Below are 22,670 nucleotides of genomic sequence, written 5' to 3' on the forward strand. Positions count from 1 at the left end.
AGTCAGCCGCTGACGAACTTGGCCGCCAGCTGCGGGGCCGAGACCACGCGGACACCGTCGAACCGGGCCAGCACCGTTCCGTCGGGAGCGCAGGCGGTGATGGTGAGCGACACGGTGGTGGAGCCGCTGCCCTCGCCGGGTTCGACGACGATCAGGAACGGCGCGCCGTCGGGCAGCGGGTGGTGCAGGTCGGCGCGGGCCACCGACAGGGGCAGCGAGGCGCTGCCGCGGAACAGCCGCACCCAGACCAGGCCCGCCTGGAGCAGCAGGTCCGCGGTGCCGGGTGCGAACACCGCGCCGCCGAACGCGCCGCCCTCGGGCCGCAGTTCGGCCAGCTCGCACTGCAGGACGAGCCGCGACTCGTCCTCGGCGAGGATCCGGCGCACACCGCGCAGGGCCGGGCCGTGGAAGAGGGTTCCGTCGCCGTAGAGGCCGTCGGCGTCCCGTCCGCCGCCGAGGGCGGGCAGGCCGGTGACGGTGCCGGCGGCCGGTGCGGCGCCGGGGGCGACCACGGCCGCGTAGTGCGGGCGTACGGCGCCCTTGGCGTCCGTGGAGCGGATGGCGACCTGGACCGTGTCCCCGGCCGGGGTCATGGTCAGGGCGAGCCGGGCGGGCTGGGTGCCGTCGAAGACGATGCCCTTGTGGACGGCGAAGTCGCGGACCTGCCGGACGGCGGCGCCGCCGCTGCGCTCGACCGCGCCGATCGCCCAGCCGAGTGCGACCACCGCGGGCAGCACCGGCGCATCGCCGATCACATGGTCGGCGACGACCGGGTCGCCGGGCAGGGTGTCCAGCGCCCGCTCGACGGTGACCGCGCCGGTCGCGGCGGGCCGCTCCGGCTCCGACAAGGGGGTCGTCGGGCCGAGGACGGTCACCACGTCGGCGGCGCGTTCGGCGGCGAACTGCTCGGTGAACAGCCGGGCTCCGGTCTCCACCGGGATCAGGGTGATGCCGCGCTCCTGGAAGACGGCCTTGATCTCCGGGGAGACCATGCCGCTGTCCCAGGCGCCCCAGTTGAGGGAGGTGACGCGGGCGGCGGGGTGGCGCTGCTTGAACGAGGACGCCCAGGCGTTGAGGACCTCGTTGGCCATCGCGTAGTCGGACTGGCCGCGGTTGCCGAAGAACCCGGCGACCGACGAGAACAGGACCACGTGGCGCAGACGGTCGGCGTCGAGAGCGCCGGCGACCGTGCGCAGACCCGCCAGCTTGGGTGCGAAGACCCGCTCGATCTCGGAGGCCTTCTTGTTGACGACGAGCTGGTCGGCCAGGACTCCGGCGCCGTGCACCAGGCCGGTGACGCGCTCCTTGTACGGGGCGAGCGCGGCGGCCGTGGCGGCGGCGTCGGTGATGTCGACGGCCAGGTACTCGACGGTGCTGCCGGCGGCGCGTATGCCGGCGATGGTCCGGCGGATCTCCCGGGCGCCGACCACGGCGCGGAAGAGCTGGTCGACACGCTTCGGGGTGGGCTTCTCGCCCGCCGCCTTCAACTGCGCGGCGGCCGCGGCCTTCAGCGCGCCGTCCTCGACGCCGTCCGCCCAGTCCGGCTCGTCCTCCAGCGGGGTACGGCCGAGCAGGAGCAGCCCGGGCCGGTGACGCCCGGCCAGTTCGGTGACGCAGGCGGCGGTGATGCCGCGTCCGCCGCCGGTGACGACGAGAAGGTCGTCGGAGGTGAGGGCCGGGGCGTCCGCGGCCTCCGGATGCAGCGGCTGCTCGGCGAGGCCCAGCCCGACGCGGCGGGTGCCGTCGTGGCCGACCTGGGTGAGGTCGGTGACGGCGTCCTGCGTCTCGTTCAGGACGAGGGCGGCGCCGGTCTCCGGGGTCAGTGCCGGGGCCAGGTCGACGGCCCGGCAGAACAGCCGCGGCGCTTCCACGGCCAGGGTCTTCACCAGACCCGCCGCGCCCGCGGCCGGGGCGAGGTTCTCACTGACGCCGCCGAGGCCGAAGGCGCCGTCGAGGCGGGTGACGGTGACGAATCCGGCGCGGCCGGCGCCGGCAGCGGCGGTCAACGCCTCGACCGCGTGCTTGGCCACCAGCAGCGTGTGGGCGAGGCGGCGCGTGCCGTCGGTGAAGTCGTCGTGGTGGGCGGCGGAGAGGTCGACCACCAGGCTGATCCGGTCGGCGAGGATGAGCTCCATCCGCTCCGCGAGCTCGGTCACGCCCCACCCGGACAGGGAGTGGTCCTTGACGCCGGTGATGCGCTGGGCCACGCCGGGCAGCCGCAGCACGTGCACATGCCGACCCGCCTCGATGAGCCCCGCCACCAGCGCGGGCGCCACCTCGGAACCGTCGTCCACGACCAGGGCGCCGGAACCCTTGGGGTAGGCGTCGACCAGCAGGTCGGGAGTGGGCAGCGCCACGAGCGCGGCCTGCGCACGGCCGATGCCGCCACGCGGCCGGTCGTCCTGCGCGGGCTCGGCGGCGACCTGCGGGGCCGGGCTCTGCGCGCCGGTGTCACCGGAGCCGGAGGCGCCGGACATGAACTCGACGATGTGGCGCAGGGTGCGCAGTTCGGCGAGCTGCTCCGGACCGGCGGCGACGCCGGAACCGAACCGCTCCTGCATCACACCCATGATCTCGACCCGCTTGATCGAGTCGATCCCCAAGTCCGCCTCGACATCCATGTCGAGCTCGAGCATGTCCGCCGGGTAACCGGTCTTCTGACCGACGACCTCCAGCAGCGCCGCCTCGACACCCGCCGCATCCACAGCAGAAGCGGCGGCAGCAGCGACAGCCGGCGCGGCAGAACCGGCCGCCGGAGCCGACGACGCCATGAACTCCACGATGTGCCGCAGCGTACGCAGCTCGGCAAGCTGCTCCGGACCGGCAGCAACCCCGCCACCGAACCGCTCCTGCATCACACCCATGATCTCGACCCGCTTGATCGAGTCGATCCCCAGATCCGCCTCGACATCCATGTCGAGCTCGAGCATGTCCGCCGGGTAACCGGTCTTCTGACCGACGACCTCCAGCAGAGCCGCCTCGACACCCGCCGCATCCACAGCGGGAGCAGCAGGGGCGGCAACAGGAGCGGACGCGACCGCCGGAGCGGACGACGCCATGAACTCCACGATGTGCCGCAGCGTACGCAGCTCGGCAAGCTGCTCCGGACCGGCGGCAACCCCGCCACCGAACCGCTCCTGCATCACACCCATGATCTCGACCCGCTTGATCGAGTCGATCCCCAAGTCCGCCTCGACATCCATGTCGAGCTCGAGCATGTCCGCCGGGTAACCGGTCTTCTGACCGACGACCTCCAGCAGCGCCGCCTCGACACCCGCCGCGTCGACACCCGCCGCGGCGGCGGAGGGCGCGGCCGGCTCCGGGGTGGGGGCCGCTTCCGTGACGGTCAGGGGCTGTGGGCTGGGTGCGACAGCCGGGGCGGTGGCCAGGGCCTGGGGAGCGGGCGCCAGGACGGGGGCCGGGGCGGGCACGGGGGCCGGGGCCGACGGGGCCGGCAGCGCCGGCTGCGGGGCGATCTGCGGTGCCGGCTGGGCGGGCGCCGGACGGGCTGCCGTGGTGGGCGCGGCCGTGCCCAGCTCCAGGCCGGCGAGGTCGCGCAGGATCTCGTTGGCCCGCAGGTGGCTGCGTCCGATGTCCAGGCCGTGCTCCTTGACGGCGTTGATCCCGGGGAGGACCTGGCCGAGCCGGCCCTGCTCGGCGGCGCGCTCCAGCAGACCGGTGAGGCGCTCGGCGCTCTGCAGCTGGCTGTTCAGATAGTCGTCGTGCAGGGCGAGATGGTCGGCCACGAGATCGGCCAGGCGGTCACTGTCCACGTGAGCTGTCTCCATGACGGTGGGAGCAGGAGCGGGGGTCGGGGCGGGTGCCTTTGGAGCGGGCGCGGTGGCGACGGACGCGGCGGCCGGGGCCGCTGCGGGGGCCGCGGGGTTCGCCCTGCTCACGGCCACCGCCGTGGACGAGGCACCGGCCGCGACCGGAGCGGGGGTGGAACGCGTGCCGGACGCCGGGCCGTTCGGGCCCGCGGCCGGCGCGGTGGCCCGTGGCGGAGCCGCCGATGGATGCGGCGCGGGGGCCGTGGCCGGGACGCGGGCCGGGGCCGTGGGAGCTCCGGGAGATCCCGCGCCGGGTCCGGCGGGCGGGTCCTGCGCCGCTCCCCCGGTGGCGCCGGGCAGTGCCGGTACGGCGATCCGGTACCCGTTCTCGATGGCGTCCCGGTACTTCGCCCTGCGCTCCGGCGAGACGTAGTTGATGCCGTTGAGGAGGATCGACATGCCCTTGGCGGGCGGCACCTCCACGACGGGCTCGACGTAGCGGTCGGCGGTGGCGAGCGGCAGTCCGTGGACCGCGAGCTGGGCGACGGCCTGCTTCAGGGCGACGTCCGCGTCCCGGCCGGGGCCGGCGTCCAGGGCGATCACGGTGTGCTCGCGGTCGCCCAGGATGCGCCGTACGAGCTGGGTGAGCACGCTCTTGGGGCCGAACTCGACGAACACGCGGTACCCGGCCGCGTACATCTCCTCCACCCGGGTGGAGAAGTCGACGGGGTTGATGAGCTGTTCGGCGAGGACGGTGCGGTTGGCGGCGGCGTCGTCGCCGTACGCCGCGCCCCGGGTGTTGGCGAAGACCGTCCCGTCGGGGGCGCCGACCTCGAACCGCTCCACGTCGGCGCGGAACGCGTCCACCGCGTGGCCGACGAAGGGCGTGTGGAAGGCGGCCGAGACGGGCAGCCGGCTCGCGCGCAGGCCGGCCGCCGCGGCGTCGGCGACGAGGCGGTCGATCTCCGCGGTGGGGCCGCCGACGACGATCTGGTCCGGCGCGTTGCGGTTGCAGATCACCACGTCGCTGCGGTCGGCGAGCAGCTCGGTCACCCGCTCCTCGGAGGCGGAGACGGCGGCCATGGCGCCCGCGTCGAAGCCGGTCTCCTGCGGCGGCGCCATCGCCTTGCCGCGGGCCCGGGCCAGGGCGAAGAAGGCCTCGTCGGTGAGGGCGCCGGCAGCCCACAGGGCGGTCAGTTCGCCGAAGCTGTGGCCGAGGAACCCCTCCGCCCGGAAGCCGAGTTCGGTGAGGTAGCGGAACTGACCGGCCGACAGCGCGCCGATGGCGGGCTGGGCGTACGCGGTCGCCCGCAGGGCGGCCTCCTGCTCGGTGCGTTCGGCGTCGCTGAACACGGGCGGCGGGAAGGCGACACGGGACAGCGGCTCGGCACCGTCGAAGTGGCGGTTGGCGGCGTCGAAGGCGGCCCGCAGCGGCGGCAGCGCCATGACGGCGGCCCGGCCGGGATTGACGTACTGGCTGCCCTGCCCGGCGAACAGCGCGGCGACCTTGCCGGCCGCCGCGGCGCTGCGGCGGAAGTGCACGCCCTTGGGGTGGGACCAGGCCTCGGCGTCGGGCCGGGCGCGCAGTTCGCCGAGCGCGAGTTCGCGCAGGTCGGCGAGCTCGCGTCCGGTGCGTGCCACGAGCGCCACGCGGGCGTGGCCGGACGGGGCCGGGCCGCCGGTCGCGGGCGCACCCGAGGCGAGGGCCTCGGTCAGCCGCTCGGTGTCGGGCGCGTGCCACAGGTGCACTCCCGCCACCGGGTGGGAGACGCGGAGGTCGTCGCCGTCGTCGTACTCCTCCAGGACCACGTGGAAGTTGGTGCCGCCGAAGCCGAACGAGGACAGCGCGGCACGGCGCTTGGGCCGCTCCGGGGTACGGATCCAGGGCCGGGCCTCGGTGTTGACGTAGACGGGGCCGGAGGTGAAGTCGATGGCGGGGTTGGGCTCGTCCACATTGATGGTGGGCGGCAGCACCTTGTGGTGCAGGGCGAGCGACAGCTTGATCATTCCGGCCGCTCCGGCCGCCGCCTTGGTGTGTCCGATCTGCGACTTGATGCTGCCCAGGGCGGCGTACTGCCGGCTGTCGGTGGCCTCGGAGACCACGGCGGACAGGGCGCTGAGCTCGGTGGCGTCGCCGACGGCCGTGCCGGTGCCGTGCGCCTCGAAGAGCTCGATGCTCGCGGGCGAGCAGTCGGCGTCCTCGTAGGCGCGGCGCAGCGCCACCATCTGCCCCTCCTTGCGGGGGGCGTAGATGGACTTGAAGCGGCCGTCGCTGGAGGTGCCGACGCCGCGCAGCACGGCGTAGATCTTGTTGCCGTCGCGCTCGGCGTCGGCGAGGCGGCGCAGGGCGAGCATGCCGATGCCCTCACCGATCAGCGTGCCGTCGGCGTTCTTGTCGAACGGGCGGATGTGGCCGGACTTCGACAGCGCCGGTGTCTTGCTGAAGCACAGGTACATGAAGATCGTGTTCTCGGCGTCGCAGCCGCCGACCAGCATGGTGTCGGCGCGGCGCTCGGTCAGCTCGCTCACGGCCGTGCGGACCGCGCCCAGGGAGCTGGCGCAGGCCGCGTCGATCGTCATGTTGATGCCGCCGAGGTCGAACCGGTTGGCGATACGGCCCGCGACGACGTTGCCGAGCATGCCGGGGAAGGAGTTCTCCTCCCACGGGGCGTACGCCAGCCGGAACTTGGCGACGATCTCCTCCGCGTCCCGCTGGGACAGTCCGCAGCTGCGGACGACCTCCTTGAGCACGCCGCTCTGCAGCCGGGCGGTGAGCGGCTGGGTGAGCTGGTTGGCGCCGGTGATGCCGAGCACGACACCGGTGCGCGCCTTGTCGTACCAGGCCTGGTCGGCGCCGGCGTCCTTCAGCAGATCGCGGGTGACGACCAGGCTGAGCAGCTGGAGGACGTCCGTGACCTCCAGGGTGTTCGGCGGCAGCCCGAACTCCAGCGGGTTGAAGGGCGTGTCGGGGATGAAGCCGCCACGCTTGGCGTACGTCTTGTCCGGCACGGTGGGGTCCGGGTCGTAGTGCTCGTCGACGTCCCAGTGGCCGGCGGGCACGTCCTCGATGCAGTCGGCGGCCGATACGACGTTCGACCAGAACTCCCGCAGATTGCTGGACTTGGGGAAGAGCGCGGAGAGGCCGACGATGGCGATGGGTTCCCGGGCGAGCCGACGGTCGAGGTCGGATTCCTGCGATGAGTTCACGGCGAGTCTCTCTGGATCTGGGGCGAACAGGGAGGTCGGGAGCGGCCGACGGCCGGATGGGCGCCGGGCGGACGGTCTGGGGTGGCCGGCCCGGCGCCCACCCGTGTCACGCCGCGGCGGTACGCCGTTCGGACTCCTCGGCGATGTGCGCCGCGAGGGCCTCGATGGTCGGGTGGTACCAGAGCGCTGTGGTACCGAGCTCGAAGCCCAGCCAGTTCTCCATCTCGCCCGCGATGATCAGGGCGGCGGTGCTGTCGAGGTCGAGCTCGTCGAAGTACTGGTCCGGCGGGACCTCGGACGGGTCAACGCCCAGGCGCTGTGCGATCTCCTCGATCAGCCACTTCTGGGCCTCCTCGGCCGTGATTTTCACCATTTCCGATCCTCTCCGAACGGCTTGCTGCTCGTTTGCCGGGGAGATATGTGGGATTCCCCGGAGATCGCCCCTCTGCGGAGGCGTAAGGATGCATGAGCAAAGAGGGCCACAACGGGCCGGGCGGCGGACCCCTGATCCGCAAGCGTGAACCTAGGACCGCGGTTCTGACCCGGCAACCGAACTCAGCGCCGGGAAAGGCCTTTCCGGGGGGTCCGAAAGGGCAGTGCGGCGTTCTTCCACCGGTATTCCCGGCGCTGAGCTGGGGCGATTTGGCAGGTTCCGCGGAAGGCCGACAGCGGTGTCAGCCTGGGGTGTGGCTGTCAGCGTCCGTGTCAGCCATTGCGGCGGACGGCCCGCCGCGGTTGGCTCGTGTTTTCCGGCGTGACGGATGTGTGAATTCCGTGCGGCGGGTGAACGGGGCGAAGGGATTCGGATGCCGCCCGCGTGAGTTCCGCGACGACGACGCGGATGGACAGGTGCGGGTTGGCCGCGAGGCGGGCTGCGGCGGTGCGCAGGGCCATCGGGAACTGGCCGCAGACCGCGGCCAGTTCGGCCGTGGCGCCCGGTTCGGCGGCGGTGCGCCCGTCCCCCAGACAGGCCTCGATCAGGGCGTACGACTCTGCCGCGGAGAGCACGTCGACGGGGATCGGCGTGGCGCCCTCGCGGGTCACCAGGTCCATGAGCGGTGCCCTGGAGGTGACGAGGACCAGGTTGCCGGGAGAGCCCGGCAGCAGGGCGCGCACCTGTGCGGCGTCCGCCGCGTCGTCCAGGAGCAACAGGAAGCGGCGGCCGGCGACGAGGCTGCGCAGCAGCGCGGAGGCCTCCTCGCAGGTGTCCGGCAGCCAGGCGTCGCTCACGCCGAGCGAGCGCAGAAAGCGGGTGAGCACCGTGCCGACCGGGACCGGACGGCCGGTGCTGCCCCGCAGGTCGGCGTAGAGCTGGCCGTCGGGGAACTCCGCGTGCCGCCGGTGCGCCCAGCGGACGGCCAGCGCGGTCTTCCCGATGTCCTGGGGACCGTGCACGACGCCGATCCCGACCGACGGGTGCTGCGCGCACCGGCACGCCAGCAGGGCGTCCAGCGCGTCCAGTTGCTCGGCCCGGCCGATGAAGGGCGGGGCGACGGGCGGGAGTTGGGCCGGTGGCGCGATGGCCGGGACGGCGTTGTGGGCCACCGGTCCCGCAGGCGTCCCGCCCCACGCCCGCGCACCCGCGTCGGGCCGGGGGGACCGCTCCCGTGGGGTCTCCGGTTCACCGTACGGCGGCGGCGCCGCCTCGACCGGTGGCTCCGGGCGCTGGTGCGGTGGCTCGTCCCGGGCGTCCCGTAGGTCCCGGGCGTCGTCGGGCCGGCGCGGCGCATGCGGACGCGACCCGGCTCGGCCGTCCGGCTGCTGGGGTGTCTCCGGCCTGCTGCGCGGGGCGGGCCCGGGCTGCCGGGGTGCGGTCACGAGGGAGGTGGCGCCGGTCGGTGGTGGTGACATCGGCGGCTCGGGGGCGACGGAGGCGAGGATGGTCCGGCGCGCCTGCCAGACCTCGTCGCTGGGCTCGACACCGAGTTCCCTGCGCAGCCGTACGCGCAGGTCCTCGAAGAGCTGCAGGGCGGCGGCCCGGCGACCGGAGCCGGCGAGCGCGAGCATCATCCGCGCCTGCAGCGACTCGTTCAGCGGCTCCTCGTGCGCGGCCGTCATGAGGTGCTCGACGGCGAACCCGGGCCGGTCCAGCCGCAGGGCCAGGTCGGCGACGTCGATGGTCACGTCGATGTGGCGCTGCGCGATCCGGACGGCCGCGGGATGCTGCCACAACTGCGGCACGTCCTGCAGGACCCTGCCCTGCCTGCTGCGCAGCGCCTGGCCGTACAGGTCGAGCGCGCCGGACGGGTCGGACGCCGCCGCCTGCGTGGCCCGCGAGACGCGGTCCTCGAACTGCCGCAGATCCAGCCTTGCCCCGCCGCTGTTGAAGACGTATCCGCCCCGGACCGTGCCGATCCGGCGCCCGCCGCCGCCCCGGCCGGCGGCCCCCGTGTCGAAGATCCGGCGCAGTCGGGCCGCGTAGGTGTGGACGAGCCTGGCGTATCCGCGCGGGGCGTCGCCGGGCCAGAGCACGTCGGCGATCTCCTCGTGCCGGACGACCTGGTCGGCCTGGACGGCCAGCAGGCCGAGCAGGGTGCGCAGCTTCTGCGGCATCGCCACCGGCGCCCCCGCGCGCACGACGGTCAGCGGCCCCAGCAGGCGCACCTCGCACGGGGCCGCGGCCCGGTCGGCTCCCGGGCCGGCGGCCCCGGAGCCGAGGGCGGCCGCGAGGTCGTACCCGACGACCCGGGCCACGCGGTCGAGCGAATCGTGACGCGGATTGCGTACCTGGCCGCGCTCGATGTGACGTACGGTTCTGACACTGATTCCGGCTCTGCGCGCCACCTCTTCCTGAGTCATTCCCGCCTTGATGCGAGCGGCTCTCAGACCGTCTCCCTCGCGCCCGCCAGTCATCCCCCACCCTTCATACGCGTTTTCGGCGACTTCACAAGCGGTTCACAGAAGACTTACACCAACTGTGGGGCCCGCATACGGGGAACGCGGAAGGCGGGAAGGATTCGTCACTCAGAAGTCGACTTCCGAACAACAGGCGAATCCGGAGGAGCGGATTTCCGGCGCGAATCCCTCCCGTCACACCCGCTCTTATTCAGTTGATTTCCGGACGGTCAGCGAAAATCACGGTGCCGTGGTGAGATCCGCGGTGCGCTGCGGGCGCCCGGATTCCTCCGGCACGGTGGAGCCGCGCACCACGAGCAGCACCAGGACACCGGCGACGACGGCGACCAGACCGCCGATCAGGAACACCTGGTCGAGGCCGGCGGCGTAGGCGTCCTCGATCACCCGCTGTGCGGCGCCGCGGGACTCCTCGGCGACCGGGGCGAGCGCGGCCGCGGACTGCCCGCCGGTGACGAGTTCGGCCGCGGTGTCGGAGTCGGTGAACAACCCGCTGTCGGCCAGCTTGGTGGCGATGACCCCGGACACGACCGTGCCGACGGCGGGGATGCCGAGCGCGAAGCCGAGCTGGCGGAAGGTGTTGGCGGCGCCGCCCGCCATGCCCGCGCGATCGGCGGGCGCCGCCGCCAGAGCGGCCGAGGCAAGGATCGGCGAGGCGATTCCGACGCCGATGCCGGCCACCAGGAAGCCGGCCAGCAGTGCGGTCCATCCGGAGGTGCCGGTGAGGAACATCTCGAGGAACGAGCCCGCACCGATCAGGAGCAGACCGCCGCCGATCGGGTACTGCGGGGGAACGCTCGCCAGGAAGCGGCCCGCGAGCCCCGCGGCGACGAAGGACATGCCGCTGAACGGCATGAGGATCAGTCCGGCCTTGACGGGACTGAAGTCGAGCACCGACTGCGCCCACACGGACACGAAGACCAGGTTGGCGAAGGCGGCGGCACTGAAGACGACGGCACCGGTCATCAGGGTGGCGAAGGACGGCGTACGCAGCAGACCGAGGTCCAGCATCGGGTCCCGCCGTCCGCGCTCGACGAGGAGGAACGCGACCAACGCGAGCGCCGAACCGCCGAACAGGGCGAGGGTGCTGCCCGCGCCCCAGCCCTCCTCGCCCGCGCGGATCAGGGCGAAGATGAGCAGGGTGGCGGCCAGGGTGAAGCCGAGCGTGCCGGGCAGGTCGATGCGGCGGTCGACGCGGGTGGCCGAGCCGGCCAGGTGCTTGGCGCCGATGAACAGGGCGACGGCGGCGACGGGCAGGTTGACCAGGAAGATCCAGCGCCAGTCGAGGTGTTCGGTGAGCAGGCCGCCGAGGATCGGGCCGGCGGCCGCGGCCGCGCCGTTGACCGCGCCCCACATGCCGAACGCGACGCCGCGGTCGCGGCCCTGGTAGTTGCTCGCCAGGAGTGCGGTGTTGGTGGCGAACATGGCGGCCGCGCCGAGGCCCTGGACCCCGCGCGCGGCGATCAGCATCGCGCTGCTGGTGGACAGGCCGCAGGCGAGCGAGGCGAGCGCGAAGACGGCGAGCCCGGCGAGGTAGACGCGCCGGGCTCCGGTCAAGTCCGACAGCGAGCCGAGCGCCATCAGCAGGGCGGCGAGCACCAGCACGTAGACGTCGACGACCCATTGCAGGGCGGAGAAGGACGCGTCCAGCGAGTCGGTCATCTGGGGCAGCGCGACGCTCACGATGGTCACGTCGATGAGCAGCATGAAGGTGCCTAGGCACACGGCCAGCAACGGCATCCATTTGCGCATGGCGTGGAGCCTCTCGGGTCGGGATCGGCGAGGAGGGGAAGGGGCCGCACCGGGAACGGGACAGGGGCGAAGGACGGCCGTGGGCGTGCGCGGGCGGTCCGGCCCCGAGGAGGCAGAAGGCCCCTCTTAGACACTGGCTAAGAGCGTACACCAGACTCTTAGACAGTGGCTAATAGGTTAGGGTTGATCCTGCCCAGTGAGCCGCCGGGCGCCATCGCGCTGCACCAACCAGCCCTTCAGTGTTAGGTGTTTCGTCATGTCTGACTCAGCACCCCGCCGCCGGTCACGGGCGTCGGCGGGCCTGCCGCCGATCACGGCGGACAAGATCATCGATGCCGCGGTCGAGCTGACCGCAGAGCGCGGCCTCGACGGCTGGTCCATCCGGCAGATCGCCACCAAGCTGGACGTCTGGCCGGGTGTGGTCGCCCATCACGTCGGGGACCGCGAGGCCGTGGTCATGGGCGTCACCGACCGGGTGATCTCCCGGATACCGGTACCCGGTGACGACGTGCCGTGGCGCGACTGGTTCCGCTCCGTGATGTTCGACGGGCGCACCGTGCTGCGCGAGTACCCCGGCGTGGCCCGGCGCCTGTGTGTCGTGGGGCCGAACGTGCCGTCCGCGCTGCCGACCATCGACACGGGCATCCGGGTGCTGATGAAGGCCGGGTTCGGCGAGCAGGCGCCCGAGGTCTACCGATATCTGTTCAACAGCGCCTTCACGCTGGTCGCCGTCGAGGACGACCGGGGCAACTTCCCCACGGCACGTGCCGACATGGGCCGTGCGCTGGCCGTGTTCGCCGAGGACGAGTCCCGGCCCGGCCTGGCCGCGGCGGGCACCACCGCCCGCACCCGCAGCACCGATCCCGAGGCCATCGCCGCGCAGGAGACGGAGTTCTTCCTCTTCACGGTCGAACGCTCCCTGGACGGCGCGGAGGCCATGCTGACGTCGCTCTGAAAGAGCCTGACAACGACACGAGGGCCGTCCGGCCGGGACACCGGACGGCCCTCGTGTCGTCGCGTCGACCGGCGGACCGGCCCGGCCGCATGCCCGGTGCACCCCCGCGCGAGGGTCATCACGCGAGGCCACCGGTGGGGAACCGCACGCCGCCACGACACCCGCCGCGCCACCGGGGCGACTCCATGGGGGAGTGCTCGAACTCGCCGTGGCATGCCCTCGCCGACCAGCGGATCGCGACGCCACGGACGGGCCCCTGCGCCGACACGCACTGCCGCGCCGTCATCATTCGCCGACCCCCGCACGCCCGGACGAGCTCGCGACGGGGCACTCCCGGACGCACGTCGGCCGCCGTCCTCGCCCGGACCGGCCGCACCCGGTCTTCGGTGGCGAGGACGGCGGCAGCTCGGCGCCGTGCTCTGTCAGGGCTCCCTGCGGCTACGCCGTGGGCTGTTCCTGATCGGCGTGCTCGTCGGTGAGGACCGCGGTCAGATAGCCCGCGATCTCACTGACCGTGGGGTAGTTCCACAGGAGGGTCGCCGGCAGGGCGACACCGAGGTCGCGTTCGAGGGCGACGCGGACGGCGGCGGCGAGCAGGGAGTCGACGCCGGCCTCGCTGAGGGGGCGGTGGACGCCGACGGCGGCCGGCTGGACACCGAGCACGGAGGCGACGCGGGCCCGCACGTCGTCCAGCAGATACGCGGCCAGCTCGTCGCCGGTGAGGCCCACCCAGTCGGGCACCTCGGCCGGCTGCCCGGCGTCGCCCCGGGCGAGTTCGGCGAGCAGCGCGGGACGTGGACCGGTGTGCCCGCGCAGCAGGCTGAGCACGGCGACCACGGCGGCCGTCGGGTGCGCGACCGTCTGGTCGAAGGCCCGCAGCGCCTGGTCCGGGGCGATGTCGGCGGTGCCGCGGGCGGCGAGTTCGACATCGGTCGCCTCGGCGGAGGTCGCCATGCCCAGGCCGCGCCAGCTGGTCCAGGCGAGGGACACCGACTCGGGGTGCCCTGTGCCGCGCCGGTGCGCGGCGAGCACGTCCAGGAACGTGTTGGCGGCGGCGTACGCCCCCTGTCCCGGCAGTCCGAGCAGCGGGCCGGCGGACGAGAACAGGACGAAGAAGTCCGTCGACCCCGGCGGGAACAGCTCGTGCAGGACCAGCGCGCCGTCGACCTTCGGGCGCATCACCGCGCGCAGGTCGTCGGCCGCCAGCCGGTGCATGAGCGCGCTGTGCACGGTGCCCGCGGCGTGGACGACGCCCCGGACCGGCGGGAGTTCGAGCGCGTCGAGCGCCGCCTTCGTCGCGGCCGGGTCGGTGATGTCGGCCGCGACCGTGCGGACGGTGACCCCCATCGCCTCCAGTCGCCGCAGCGCCTCGACCCGCGGGTCCTCGTCGGACCACCGGGAACGCGGCGGCACCGGGGTGCGGCCCAGCAGGACGATACGGCGTGCGCCGCGCTCCGCCAGATGCCCGGCGAGTTCCAGACCGAGCACTCCGAGGCCGCCGGTGATCAGGTACGTGCCGTCGGGGCGGCAGGTGAACGGCTCGCCGCCCGGGGCCAGTTCGGCCGGGACGAGCCGCGGCACCGAGGCGCCCTCGTCGGACACGGCGACCACGGGCTCGGCGGGCCGCAGGTGCAGCAGGTTGAACAGCAGCCGGGCGGGCAACTCGGCGAGCGGCCCCGCCGGGAAGTCCACGACACCGCCCCAGAACTCGGGGTGTTCGCTCGCCGCGACCCGGCCCATGCCCCACAGCGGGGCCTGGACGAGCGCCCCGGCGGCGGCCGCCTCGCGCACTCCGCCGGTCAGGCACCACAGCAGCGGCTTGCGGCCGGCCAGTGCGGCGATGTCGGCGACGAGCCGGGCGAACTCGACGGCCACCTCGGCCGGTTGGGCCGCACCGGCCCCGTCCGGCACCCCGGGTGCGAACAGGACGTGGTCGGCTTCGGCGAGCGCCGCCCGGTCGACGCTCACGGTCGCGCCGTGCGCCGCGGCCTCGGGCACCAGGGACCGGGCCAGGTCGTCCGGTCCGAGCACCAGCACGGTGCGGCCGGTCAGCGTGGTCTGGGCGGCGGTGTCCACCGGGAAGGGCTGCCAGGCCACTTCGAAGCGGCCACCTGCGGCCTGGTCCTCGCCGGTCAGGTCACCGTCGAGTTCGCCGTAGTGCAGACCGCGCAGGGACAGCACGGACTCGGCGCCGTCCGCCTCGCCCCGGATGTCGACGTGCACGGTCGTGGGACGGTCCTCGTCGAGCCGTACGGCGATGACCGCCCGGCGCGGCGGCGTGCCGACGCGGGTGACCTGGTCGATGTGCGCGGGCATGCGCAGCACGGCGGGGCCGGAGAAGATCACCGAGGCCATGGACAGCGCGGCGTCCAGGATCGCCGCCCAGCTGCGGTCCAGTGGGGCGCTCGCCGTGGCCGTCAGGGTGCCCTCGCCGCGGCGCAGTTCCTCGATGGTCCAGGGGTATCCCATGTCGGCGACGCCGAGTTCGGCGAGCCGGTCGACGACGTGGGCGGGATCGAGCACCTCGGACGCGTCCGTGGCGGCGAGGGGCCGGACGCTCTCCCCGCCGCCGACGGCCGCGAGGGTGTGCGTGGCCCACGCCGTGTCCGGTGCGCCGAGCCGGCGCGAGACGAGCCGCAGCCCGTTGTCGTCGCGGACGATCTGCAGCTCGCGCGTCTCCGTCAGGGGGACCACGACCGGCTGGCGCAGCCGCAGATCGGTCAGTTCGTCGGTGCGTCCCGCGGTGAGGAAGGTGTTGATCAGGACCGCGGCCGGCACGATCTCCGTGCCGAGGACCGGGTGCCGGCGCGGGTAGGGGCGGGTGCGCAGGTCGAGCGTGGTCTGCCAGATGCGGGTGCGCGAGCCGTGCACCGCGGTCTCGGTGCCGAGCAGCGTGTCCACCGGCGACTCGGCGCCCGCGCGGGCCTCGACCCAGTGGCGGTCGTGCTGCCAGGCCGTCGTCGGCAGGTCGGTACGGCGTCCGGCGGGCTGCAGCACCGACCAGTCGACCGGGACGCCGTTGCAGTGCAGTGCGGCCAGCGAGGTCAGCAGCGTGGTCTTCTCGGGCCGGCGGCGGCGCAGGCTGGGCGTGACGAGGGCGCCCGGCAGGTTCGCGACGACCTCGGTGATCGAGTGGCTGACCACCGGGTGCGCGGAGACCTCGAGGAACAGCCGGTGGCCGTCCTCGACGGCGGCCTGCACCGCCTGGTGGAAGCGCACCGGATTGCGCAGGTTGGCGGCCCAGTAGCCGGCGTCCTGGCGCCGGCCGGAGCGCGGGTCGTCGACCGCGGTGAGGTACAGCGGCACCCGCGGTGCGCGCGGCCGAAGGTGGGCGACGGCGGCGGCGAGGTCGACGGCGGCCTCGTCCATGTGCGGGCTGTGGAACGCCACGTCGGAGTCGATCCGGCGGACGGTCCAGCCCAGTTCGGCCCACTGCTCGGCGGCCTCGTCGACGGCCGGGATGTCACCGGCGACGACCGTGGAGGACGGGGCGGCCGCGATGGCCGCGCAGAGGGCCTCGGTGCCGCCTATGCGCTCGCGCACCTCGTCGAACGGCCGGTCCACCATGATCATGGCGCCCTTGCCGGCCACCTTGCGCAGCAGGACGGAACGGCGGCAGATCAGCCGCGCGCCGTCCTCCTCGCTCAGCACCCCCGCGGTGACCGCGGCGGCGATCTCGCCGACGGAGTGCCCGATGACGGCGCCCGGGGTGACCCCGTGGTGGCGCCACACCTCCGCGAGACCGATCTGCATGGCGAACAGCATCGACTGGATGATGTCCACCGATTCGAGGTCGCCGCTGGTGAGGACCTCGCGCGGGGTGACGCCCAGCTCCTCGGCGTAGACCGGGCCGAGCCGGTCGATGGCGGCGGCGAACACCGGCTCCTCGGCGAGGAGTTCCTGCCCCATGCCCGCCCACTGCGCACCGTGGCCGGAGAACACCCACACGGGGTGCCGCTCCGGGCCCGAGGTCTCGCCGGTGACGACGTTCGGGTGGGACTGCCCCTCGGCCAGTGCGGCCAGCCCTTCGGCGAGTTCGTCCCGGCCGGCGGCGACCACGGCCGCGCGGGCACCCAGGTGGGCCCGGCGGTGCGCGAGCGTGTGACCGATGTCGGCGAGGGCATGCCCGTCCAGCGCCCCGGCGAGGCGCTCGGCCTGCCCGGCGATGCCGAGGTCGGTGGCCGACGACAGCGGATAGAGGGTCGCCCGGGGTGCGGCGGGCTCGGCAGCCTCCGGCCGGGCGGTGTGCGGGGCCTGCTCGAGCACGACATGCGCGATCGTGCCGCCGTATCCGTAACTCGCCACGCCGGCAAGGCGCGGGCGGCCGGACTCGGGCCACGGCGTGGCCTCGGTGACCACGCTGAGCCCCGAGGTCTCCCAGGGGATGTCCGTGCGTGGACCGTCGACGGACAGGGTCGGCGGGATGACCCCGTGCTCCATGGCGAGGGCGGTCTTGATGAGCCCCGCGATGCCCGCGGCGGCCTCGCAGTGCCCGATGTTGGTCTTCACGGACCCGATCAGGCACGGCCGCCGTCCCTCGGGGCGGTCGCCGACGACCTCGGCGAGGGCGGTCGCCTCGATGGGGTCGCCGACCCTGGTGCCGGTGCCGTGCGCCTCCACGTAGTCGACCTCGTGCGGTGCGACACCCGCCGCTTCGTAGGCCTTGCGCAGCAGATGCGCCTGCGCCGTGGGGCTGGGCGCCATGATGCCGTCGGTGCGGCCGTCCTGGTGGACGGCGCTGCCGCGGATCAGCGCGAGGACGCGGTCGCCGTCCCGCCGGGCGTCGGAGAGGCGCTTGAGTACGACGATGCCGCAGCCCTCGCCTCGGCCGTAGCCGTCGGCCGCGTCGTCGAACGCCTTGGAGCGGCCGTCCGGCGAGATCGCGCCCGCCAGGTCGAGGACGGTGGTCAGACCGGGACCCGCCATCAGCATGACGCCGCCCGCGAGCGCCACCGGCACCTCGCCGCTGCGCAGGCTCGCGCACGCCTGGTGCACGGCGACCAGCGAGGACGAGCAGGCGGTGTCGACGGCGAGGGACGGGCCGCGCAGGTCGAGGGTGTAGGAGATGCGGTTGGGCACGCCGCACAGCGAGGAGCCGATGCCGGTCCACGCCTCGACCCCGGGCAGGTCCTCCAGGAGGCGCCGGCCGTAGTCGTCGGTGCCGACGCCGATGAACACGCCGGTGTCGGTGCCGGCGAGGGAGGTGGCCGGGATGCCGGCGTGTTCGAGGGCCTCCCAGGCGACCTCCAGCGCGATCCGCTGCTGCGGGTCGAGCTGGCGCGCCTCGGTCGCCGAGATGCCGAAGAACGAGGCGTCGAAGCCGGAGATGTCGTCGAGGAACGAGCCGTTCGGCGTCACGCGGGTCAGCACGGCCGCGTTCTCCCGCGACTGCGCGCGCTGCGGCGCCCACCGGTCCTCGGGTACCGGTCCGGACGCGTTCACCGCGTCCATCAGCAGATCCCACAGTGCCTGCGGGGAGTCGGCGCCGCCGGGGAAGCGGCAGCCGATGCCGATGACCGCGACCGGCTCCGAAGGGCTCGGGGGCAGGGGGGACAGCTCACTCATGACAGTCACCGCTCACGATTCGATGCCGTCCTCGGACGACGTGGGGACGGAAGAGAAGAGAAGGGAGAGAAGAACGAGGGAGGACCGGGGCCACCGGGGCGTCAGAAGTACATGACCGCCTTGTCCCAGTCCTCGCCCTCCGCGAACAGATAGCGCGCCTTGAGGATGTCGCGCTGGGCGGTGAGGGCCGTCGTCGGGACGAGGGTCCCCAGGGGCAGCCCGGTGATGCGGTGCGGGACGCCCAGTTCGCGGTCGATGGCGGCGCCGAGATCCTTGACGGCCTGCTCCCGCGTCGCCTCCGGGGCCTCGAACTCCAGGCGCAGCACGTCGGGGTGCGCCATGGCCCGCCAGAACATCACCTCGTAGGCGGCGGGCAGGGAGAACACCAGCTCCTCCAGCCGCTGTTGGGTGACGGTGGCGGAGCCGACGGCGTACTCGGTGCCGGCCCGGCCGAGCACCGTGACCGTCGGCAGCAGCCACCCGCAGGCGCACGGCTCGGTGGACACCTCGACCTCGTCGGCGAGGTTGTAGCGCAGCAGCGGCATCGCGTCCCGGTACAGCGGGGTCACGACCATCTGGCCGCGGCCCGCCTCCGACAGCTCGCCCGTCGTCGGGTCGTACACCTCGAAGATCGCGCGGTCGGCCCACAGGTGCAGCCGGCCCTCGGGGCACTGCCCGGCGATGGTGCCGGTCTCCGTGGAGCCGTACTCCTCGACGATCGGAATGCCGCCCCAGATCTCGCTCAGCCGGCGCCGGCGCACCTCGGTCAGCGGTTCCGCCGCGGTGAACATGGCGCGCAGGGCGGGGAAGTCCTTCTCCGGGCGCAGGCCCGCCGCCTTCGCGGCGGCCGCCAGCATGGTGATCTCGGTCGGATTGCACCAGGTGAGCGTCACGTCGAGGGACTTCAGGACGCGCACCATGCGGGACAGCGGCGTGGCGAGCGAGCGGGCGTCACCGGGGACGACCGTGGCGCCGCGCAGCCGGCCGGCGGCCTGCGCCAGGTGCCCGGTGATGACCAGGCCGTAAGGGGTGCGCACCAGGAAGGTGTCCGACGGGTGGATGCCGACCCACTTGCGGGCGTACCGCTCGGCGAGGTCGGTCCAGTCCTCGTCCGTGTAGTACGAGGCGGTGGGATCGCCGGCCGTACCGCTGGACTCGTGGTAGGTGGCGAGTTGCTCGCGCTCCACCGCGAGCATCCCGAACGGGTACTGGTCGCGCAGGTCCTGCTTGGTCGTCAGCTCGACGCCGGCGAAGTCGTCCGCGGTGCGCGGCGCGGTGCGCTCCTTGTAGCGGGCCGCGTAGAACGGCGACCGCAGTGCCTGCACGAGGACCCTCGGCAGCTGGGACCGCTGCAGTTCGGCCAGTTCGGCGGGGCTGGACCAGTCGCCGGGTTCCGGACGCGCCCACGACATATGGGATCTCCCTCGTGTGTGCCCTGGCCGCGTGCGCGGATGGCACGCGGCGGTTGCGCAGGCAGCAGCAGACCATTCGGGCCATGGCGGGGACGCGAGTAGTCGCCACTCAATTGGGCCCTGCCGTCACGGTCCCGTCGTCAGCCCGGAGAGCGGGCCCGGCGGCGTCCGGTGCGGGCGAGCCCGCGTGCCGGGCCTCGCCGGGCAGGCGGGAAACCGACGGCAGGGCCCTGGTCGGCCCGGCATCCGGTCCGGCCCGGGTGCACCACCGCACGACGGCCGCCGCGCCCTGGGACGCGGGCGCCGTGCCGGTTGAGTACCGCCCACTCATGAGGCCGTGCGGCCCCGCTGCTGTGCTTGCGCCCAGGGCATCCGCCCGTCCGCCGCACAGCTGCACGACACGTCCCCCACACCTCCCCCCACGCGTTCCCGAGGACGTGCACCACGACATGCACCAGGACACGAAGGAGTCGGCTCGATGAGGACTGCGAACCTGTATCTCGCCGGGATCGGCAGCCACCTGCCGCCCCTGTTCCCGGCCGAGCGTGCGGTCGCGGAGGGGCTGTACGACGAGGAGGCCCGCCAGGCCTCGGGCATGCGGTCGGCCGCCGTCAGCGACTCCACGCCCGCCCCGCGGATGGCGATCGACGCGGCGAAGGCCGCGCTCGCCGGCTCGGGGCACGGCCCGGACGACATCGGCATCCTGCTGCACAGCTACACCCACCACCAGGGCCCCGACGGCTGGTCGGCGGTGCACTACATCCTGAACAACACCATCGACCGTCCGGTGCCCGCCGTCGAGGTCAAGCAGGGCTGCCTCGGCATGCTGGCCTCGCTGGACGTGGCCGCCAACCGCCTCGTCGCCAACCCGACGCACGACGCCGCGCTGATCACCACCGGCGACAACTACTCCACCCCCGGCGTCGAACGCTGGCGCGCCTCGGGCCTGTTCGTGCTCGCCGACGCCGGCTCGGCCGTGGTGCTCTCGCGCCGGTCCGGCTTCGCCGAGCTGCTCGCCCTGGACTCGCTGTCCGACTCCTCGATGGAGATCCTGCACCGCGCGGGCGAGGAGCTGTTCCCGCCGGGTGTCACCCGGGGGCGCGGGCTGAACTTCGCCGAACGCGCCGAGAAGGTCCGTGAGCAGTGGGCGGCCGGGCAGGCCCCGCCCATCAAGAACTTCGGCGACCGGGTCGCGGAGGTCGCCGAACGCACCCTGAAGCAGGCGGATCTGACCTGGAATCAGATCGCGAAGGTGTGCCACGTCGGCTTCGGCCGGCCCGCCCTGGAGGCGATGTTCCTGCTGCCGCTCGACGTCCCCGAGGAGAAGGCGGTCTGGGAGTACGTCAACACCATCGGGCACACCGGCGCCGCCGACCTCTTCCTGGGCCTGGAGCACATCTGGCGCACCGGCCAGGTCGGACCCGGCGATCACGTCCTGCTGATCGGCGCGAGCACCGGCATGGAGGCGGGCGCGGCCGTCGTACGGATCACCGAGGCGGCCCCGGCCACCCCCGAGTCGGAGTAGGAGCGCGCAGATGCTCGAAGGATTCACCCCCTGGCCGGACGAGGTCGCCCGCCGCTACCGCGAGCAGGGCATCTGGCGCGGCGAGACCATGGGCACGGTGCTGCGCAAGGCCGCGCAGCGGTACGGCGACAGGACCGCGCTGATCCACGGCGACCGGCGGATCGGTTACGCCGAACTCGACCGCTGGGCCGACCGGTTGGCGGCCGGGTTCGCCGCGCACGGCGTGCGCTCCGGCGACCGGATCGTCGTCCAGCTGCCGAACGTGCCGGAGTTCGTGGCGATCGCGTTCGGCCTGATGCGGCTCGGCGCGAAGCTGGTCTTCTCGCTGCCCGCGCACCGCGCCACCGAGATCGCCCACCTCGTCGAGTTGAGCGGGGCGGTCGGCTACCTGGTGCCCGAGACGCACCGCGGCTACGACCATCGCGAACTGGCCCGGCAGGTCCGGTCCGGGACCGGCACGCTCGAGTCCCTGTTCGTGCTGGGCGCCAAGACCGAGGGCTTCGTCTCGGTCGCCGAGCTGGAGTCGGCCGTCGCCGACCCGCGCCCGCTGCCCGAGCCCGACCCGGCGGACGTGGCGTTCTTCCTGCTGTCCGGCGGGACCACGGCGCTGCCGAAGCTGATCCCGCGGACCCACGACGACTACGTCTACATGTCGGACCGCGCGGCCCAGGTGTGCGAGCTCACCGAGGACGACGTCTATCTCGCCGTCCTGCCCATCGAGTTCAACTTCGCCTTCGGCTGCCCCGGCGTGGTCGGCACCTTCCACACCGGCGGCACCGTGGTCCTCGCCGACACGCCCAACCCGATGGACTGCTTCCCGCTGATCGAGCGGCACGGGGTCACCGTCACGGCGATGGTCCCGTCGATCATGACGCTGTGGCTGGAGGCGGCCGAGTGGGCCGACGAGGATCTGTCCACGCTGCGGCTGGTGCAGGTCGGCGGGGCGCGGATGCTGCGCGAGTTCACGGAGCGCATCGAACCCACGCTGGGCGCCCGGCTGCAGCAGGTGTTCGGCATGGCGGAGGGCCTGCTCACCTTCAGCCGGCCGGACGACCCGGCCGAGTCGGTGCTCACCACGCAGGGCAAGCCGATCTCCGACGCCGACGAACTGCTCGTCGTCGACGAGGACGGCACACCGCTGCCCCCGGGCGGGGTCGGCGAGCTGATCACCCGGGGCCCGTACACGCTGCGCGGCTACTACCGGGTGCCCGACTACAACCGGCGTGCGTTCACCGCGGACGGCTTCTACCGCACCGGTGACCTGGCCCGGCTCACCGAGGACGGCGACCTGGTCATCGAGGGCCGTATCAAGGAGACGATCATCCGCGGCGGGGACAAGATCGCCGCGGGTGAGGTCGAGGACCTGCTGCTCGCCCACCCCGCCGTCGCCGCGGCGGCCGTGATCGGCGTGCCCGACGCGTTCCTGGGCGAGCGGATCTGCGCCTACCTCGTCGCCGACGGCCCCGAGATCTCGCTCGCCGACCTCAAGCAGTCCGTGCACGCGCAGGGCGTCGCCGACTACAAGCTGCCCGACCTCGTGCGCTACGTGCCCGAGCTCCCCCTGACCCCTCTCGGCAAAGTCGACAAGAAGGCGCTGGCCGCACACGCCGCGTCCGAGCAGGAAGGCTGAC

General features: G+C 73.4%; 9 protein-coding genes. 3 read left to right on the forward strand and 6 right to left on the reverse strand.

Annotated features, from left to right (window positions below; translation table 11 throughout):
* Positions 1–2 precede the first annotated feature (2 nt).
* From ACZ7L6_RS35205 to ACZ7L6_RS35220, 4 genes are all read right to left on the reverse strand, one after another.
* Positions 3–6,977, reverse strand: coding sequence for an SDR family NAD(P)-dependent oxidoreductase (locus ACZ7L6_RS35205; protein ID WP_471931112.1), 6,975 nt, complete (start codon positions 6,975–6,977; stop codon positions 3–5).
* A gap of 106 nt (positions 6,978–7,083) precedes the next feature.
* Positions 7,084–7,350, reverse strand: coding sequence for an acyl carrier protein (locus tag ACZ7L6_RS35210; protein ID WP_433040395.1), 267 nt, complete (start codon positions 7,348–7,350; stop codon positions 7,084–7,086).
* 332 nt (positions 7,351–7,682) lie between these two features.
* On the reverse strand, positions 7,683–9,830 hold the full coding sequence (locus tag ACZ7L6_RS35215; protein ID WP_471931114.1) for a BTAD domain-containing putative transcriptional regulator: 2,148 nt from the start codon (positions 9,828–9,830) through the stop codon (positions 7,683–7,685).
* 222 nt (positions 9,831–10,052) lie between these two features.
* Positions 10,053–11,582 (reverse strand): MFS transporter, encoded by a 1,530-nt coding sequence (locus ACZ7L6_RS35220; RefSeq protein WP_471931116.1) that lies wholly within the window; start codon positions 11,580–11,582, stop codon positions 10,053–10,055.
* A gap of 256 nt (positions 11,583–11,838) precedes the next feature.
* On the opposite strand from ACZ7L6_RS35220, the gene ACZ7L6_RS35225 reads away from it, so the two are divergent.
* Positions 11,839–12,537, forward strand: a complete 699-nt coding sequence (locus ACZ7L6_RS35225; protein ID WP_471931118.1) for a TetR/AcrR family transcriptional regulator — start codon at positions 11,839–11,841, stop codon at positions 12,535–12,537.
* A 438-nt stretch (positions 12,538–12,975) separates the two neighbouring features.
* Here the strand turns inward: ACZ7L6_RS35225 and ACZ7L6_RS35230 are convergent, their stop codons facing one another.
* Together ACZ7L6_RS35230 and ACZ7L6_RS35235 are read right to left on the reverse strand one after the other, a co-directional pair.
* Positions 12,976–18,102, reverse strand: a complete 5,127-nt coding sequence (locus ACZ7L6_RS35230) for a type I polyketide synthase (protein ID WP_471931120.1) — start codon at positions 18,100–18,102, stop codon at positions 12,976–12,978.
* A 101-nt stretch (positions 18,103–18,203) separates the two neighbouring features.
* Positions 18,204–19,514, reverse strand: a complete 1,311-nt coding sequence (locus ACZ7L6_RS35235) for a phenylacetate--CoA ligase family protein (protein ID WP_471931122.1) — start codon at positions 19,512–19,514, stop codon at positions 18,204–18,206.
* A 478-nt stretch (positions 19,515–19,992) separates the two neighbouring features.
* Between ACZ7L6_RS35235 and ACZ7L6_RS35240 the strand changes: the two genes are divergently transcribed.
* Both ACZ7L6_RS35240 and ACZ7L6_RS35245 read left to right on the forward strand, forming a co-directional pair.
* Complete coding sequence (locus ACZ7L6_RS35240) at positions 19,993–21,039, forward strand: ketoacyl-ACP synthase III family protein (protein ID WP_471931124.1); 1,047 nt, start codon at positions 19,993–19,995, stop codon at positions 21,037–21,039.
* A 10-nt stretch (positions 21,040–21,049) separates the two neighbouring features.
* On the forward strand, positions 21,050–22,669 hold the full coding sequence (locus tag ACZ7L6_RS35245; protein ID WP_471931126.1) for a (2,3-dihydroxybenzoyl)adenylate synthase: 1,620 nt from the start codon (positions 21,050–21,052) through the stop codon (positions 22,667–22,669).
* Position 22,670 lies beyond the last annotated feature (1 nt).

The sequence above is a fragment of the Streptomyces sp. NPDC107522 genome (assembly GCF_055657525.1).

What these genes read in the sequence shown, in the direction of transcription:
- ACZ7L6_RS35225 (WP_471931118.1), top strand. Translation starts at nt 11,839, where the DNA reads ATGTCTGACTCAGCACCCCGCCGCCGGTCACGGGCGTCGGCGGGCCTG.
- ACZ7L6_RS35235 (WP_471931122.1), bottom strand. Translation starts at nt 19,514, where the DNA reads ATGTCGTGGGCGCGTCCGGAACCCGGCGACTGGTCCAGCCCCGCCGAA.
- ACZ7L6_RS35230 (WP_471931120.1), bottom strand. Translation starts at nt 18,102, where the DNA reads ATGAGTGAGCTGTCCCCCCTGCCCCCGAGCCCTTCGGAGCCGGTCGCG.
- ACZ7L6_RS35210 (WP_433040395.1), bottom strand. Translation starts at nt 7,350, where the DNA reads ATGGTGAAAATCACGGCCGAGGAGGCCCAGAAGTGGCTGATCGAGGAG.
- ACZ7L6_RS35220 (WP_471931116.1), bottom strand. Translation starts at nt 11,582, where the DNA reads ATGCGCAAATGGATGCCGTTGCTGGCCGTGTGCCTAGGCACCTTCATG.
- ACZ7L6_RS35215 (WP_471931114.1), bottom strand. Translation starts at nt 9,830, where the DNA reads ATGACTGGCGGGCGCGAGGGAGACGGTCTGAGAGCCGCTCGCATCAAG.
- ACZ7L6_RS35240 (WP_471931124.1), top strand. Translation starts at nt 19,993, where the DNA reads ATGAGGACTGCGAACCTGTATCTCGCCGGGATCGGCAGCCACCTGCCG.
- ACZ7L6_RS35245 (WP_471931126.1), top strand. Translation starts at nt 21,050, where the DNA reads ATGCTCGAAGGATTCACCCCCTGGCCGGACGAGGTCGCCCGCCGCTAC.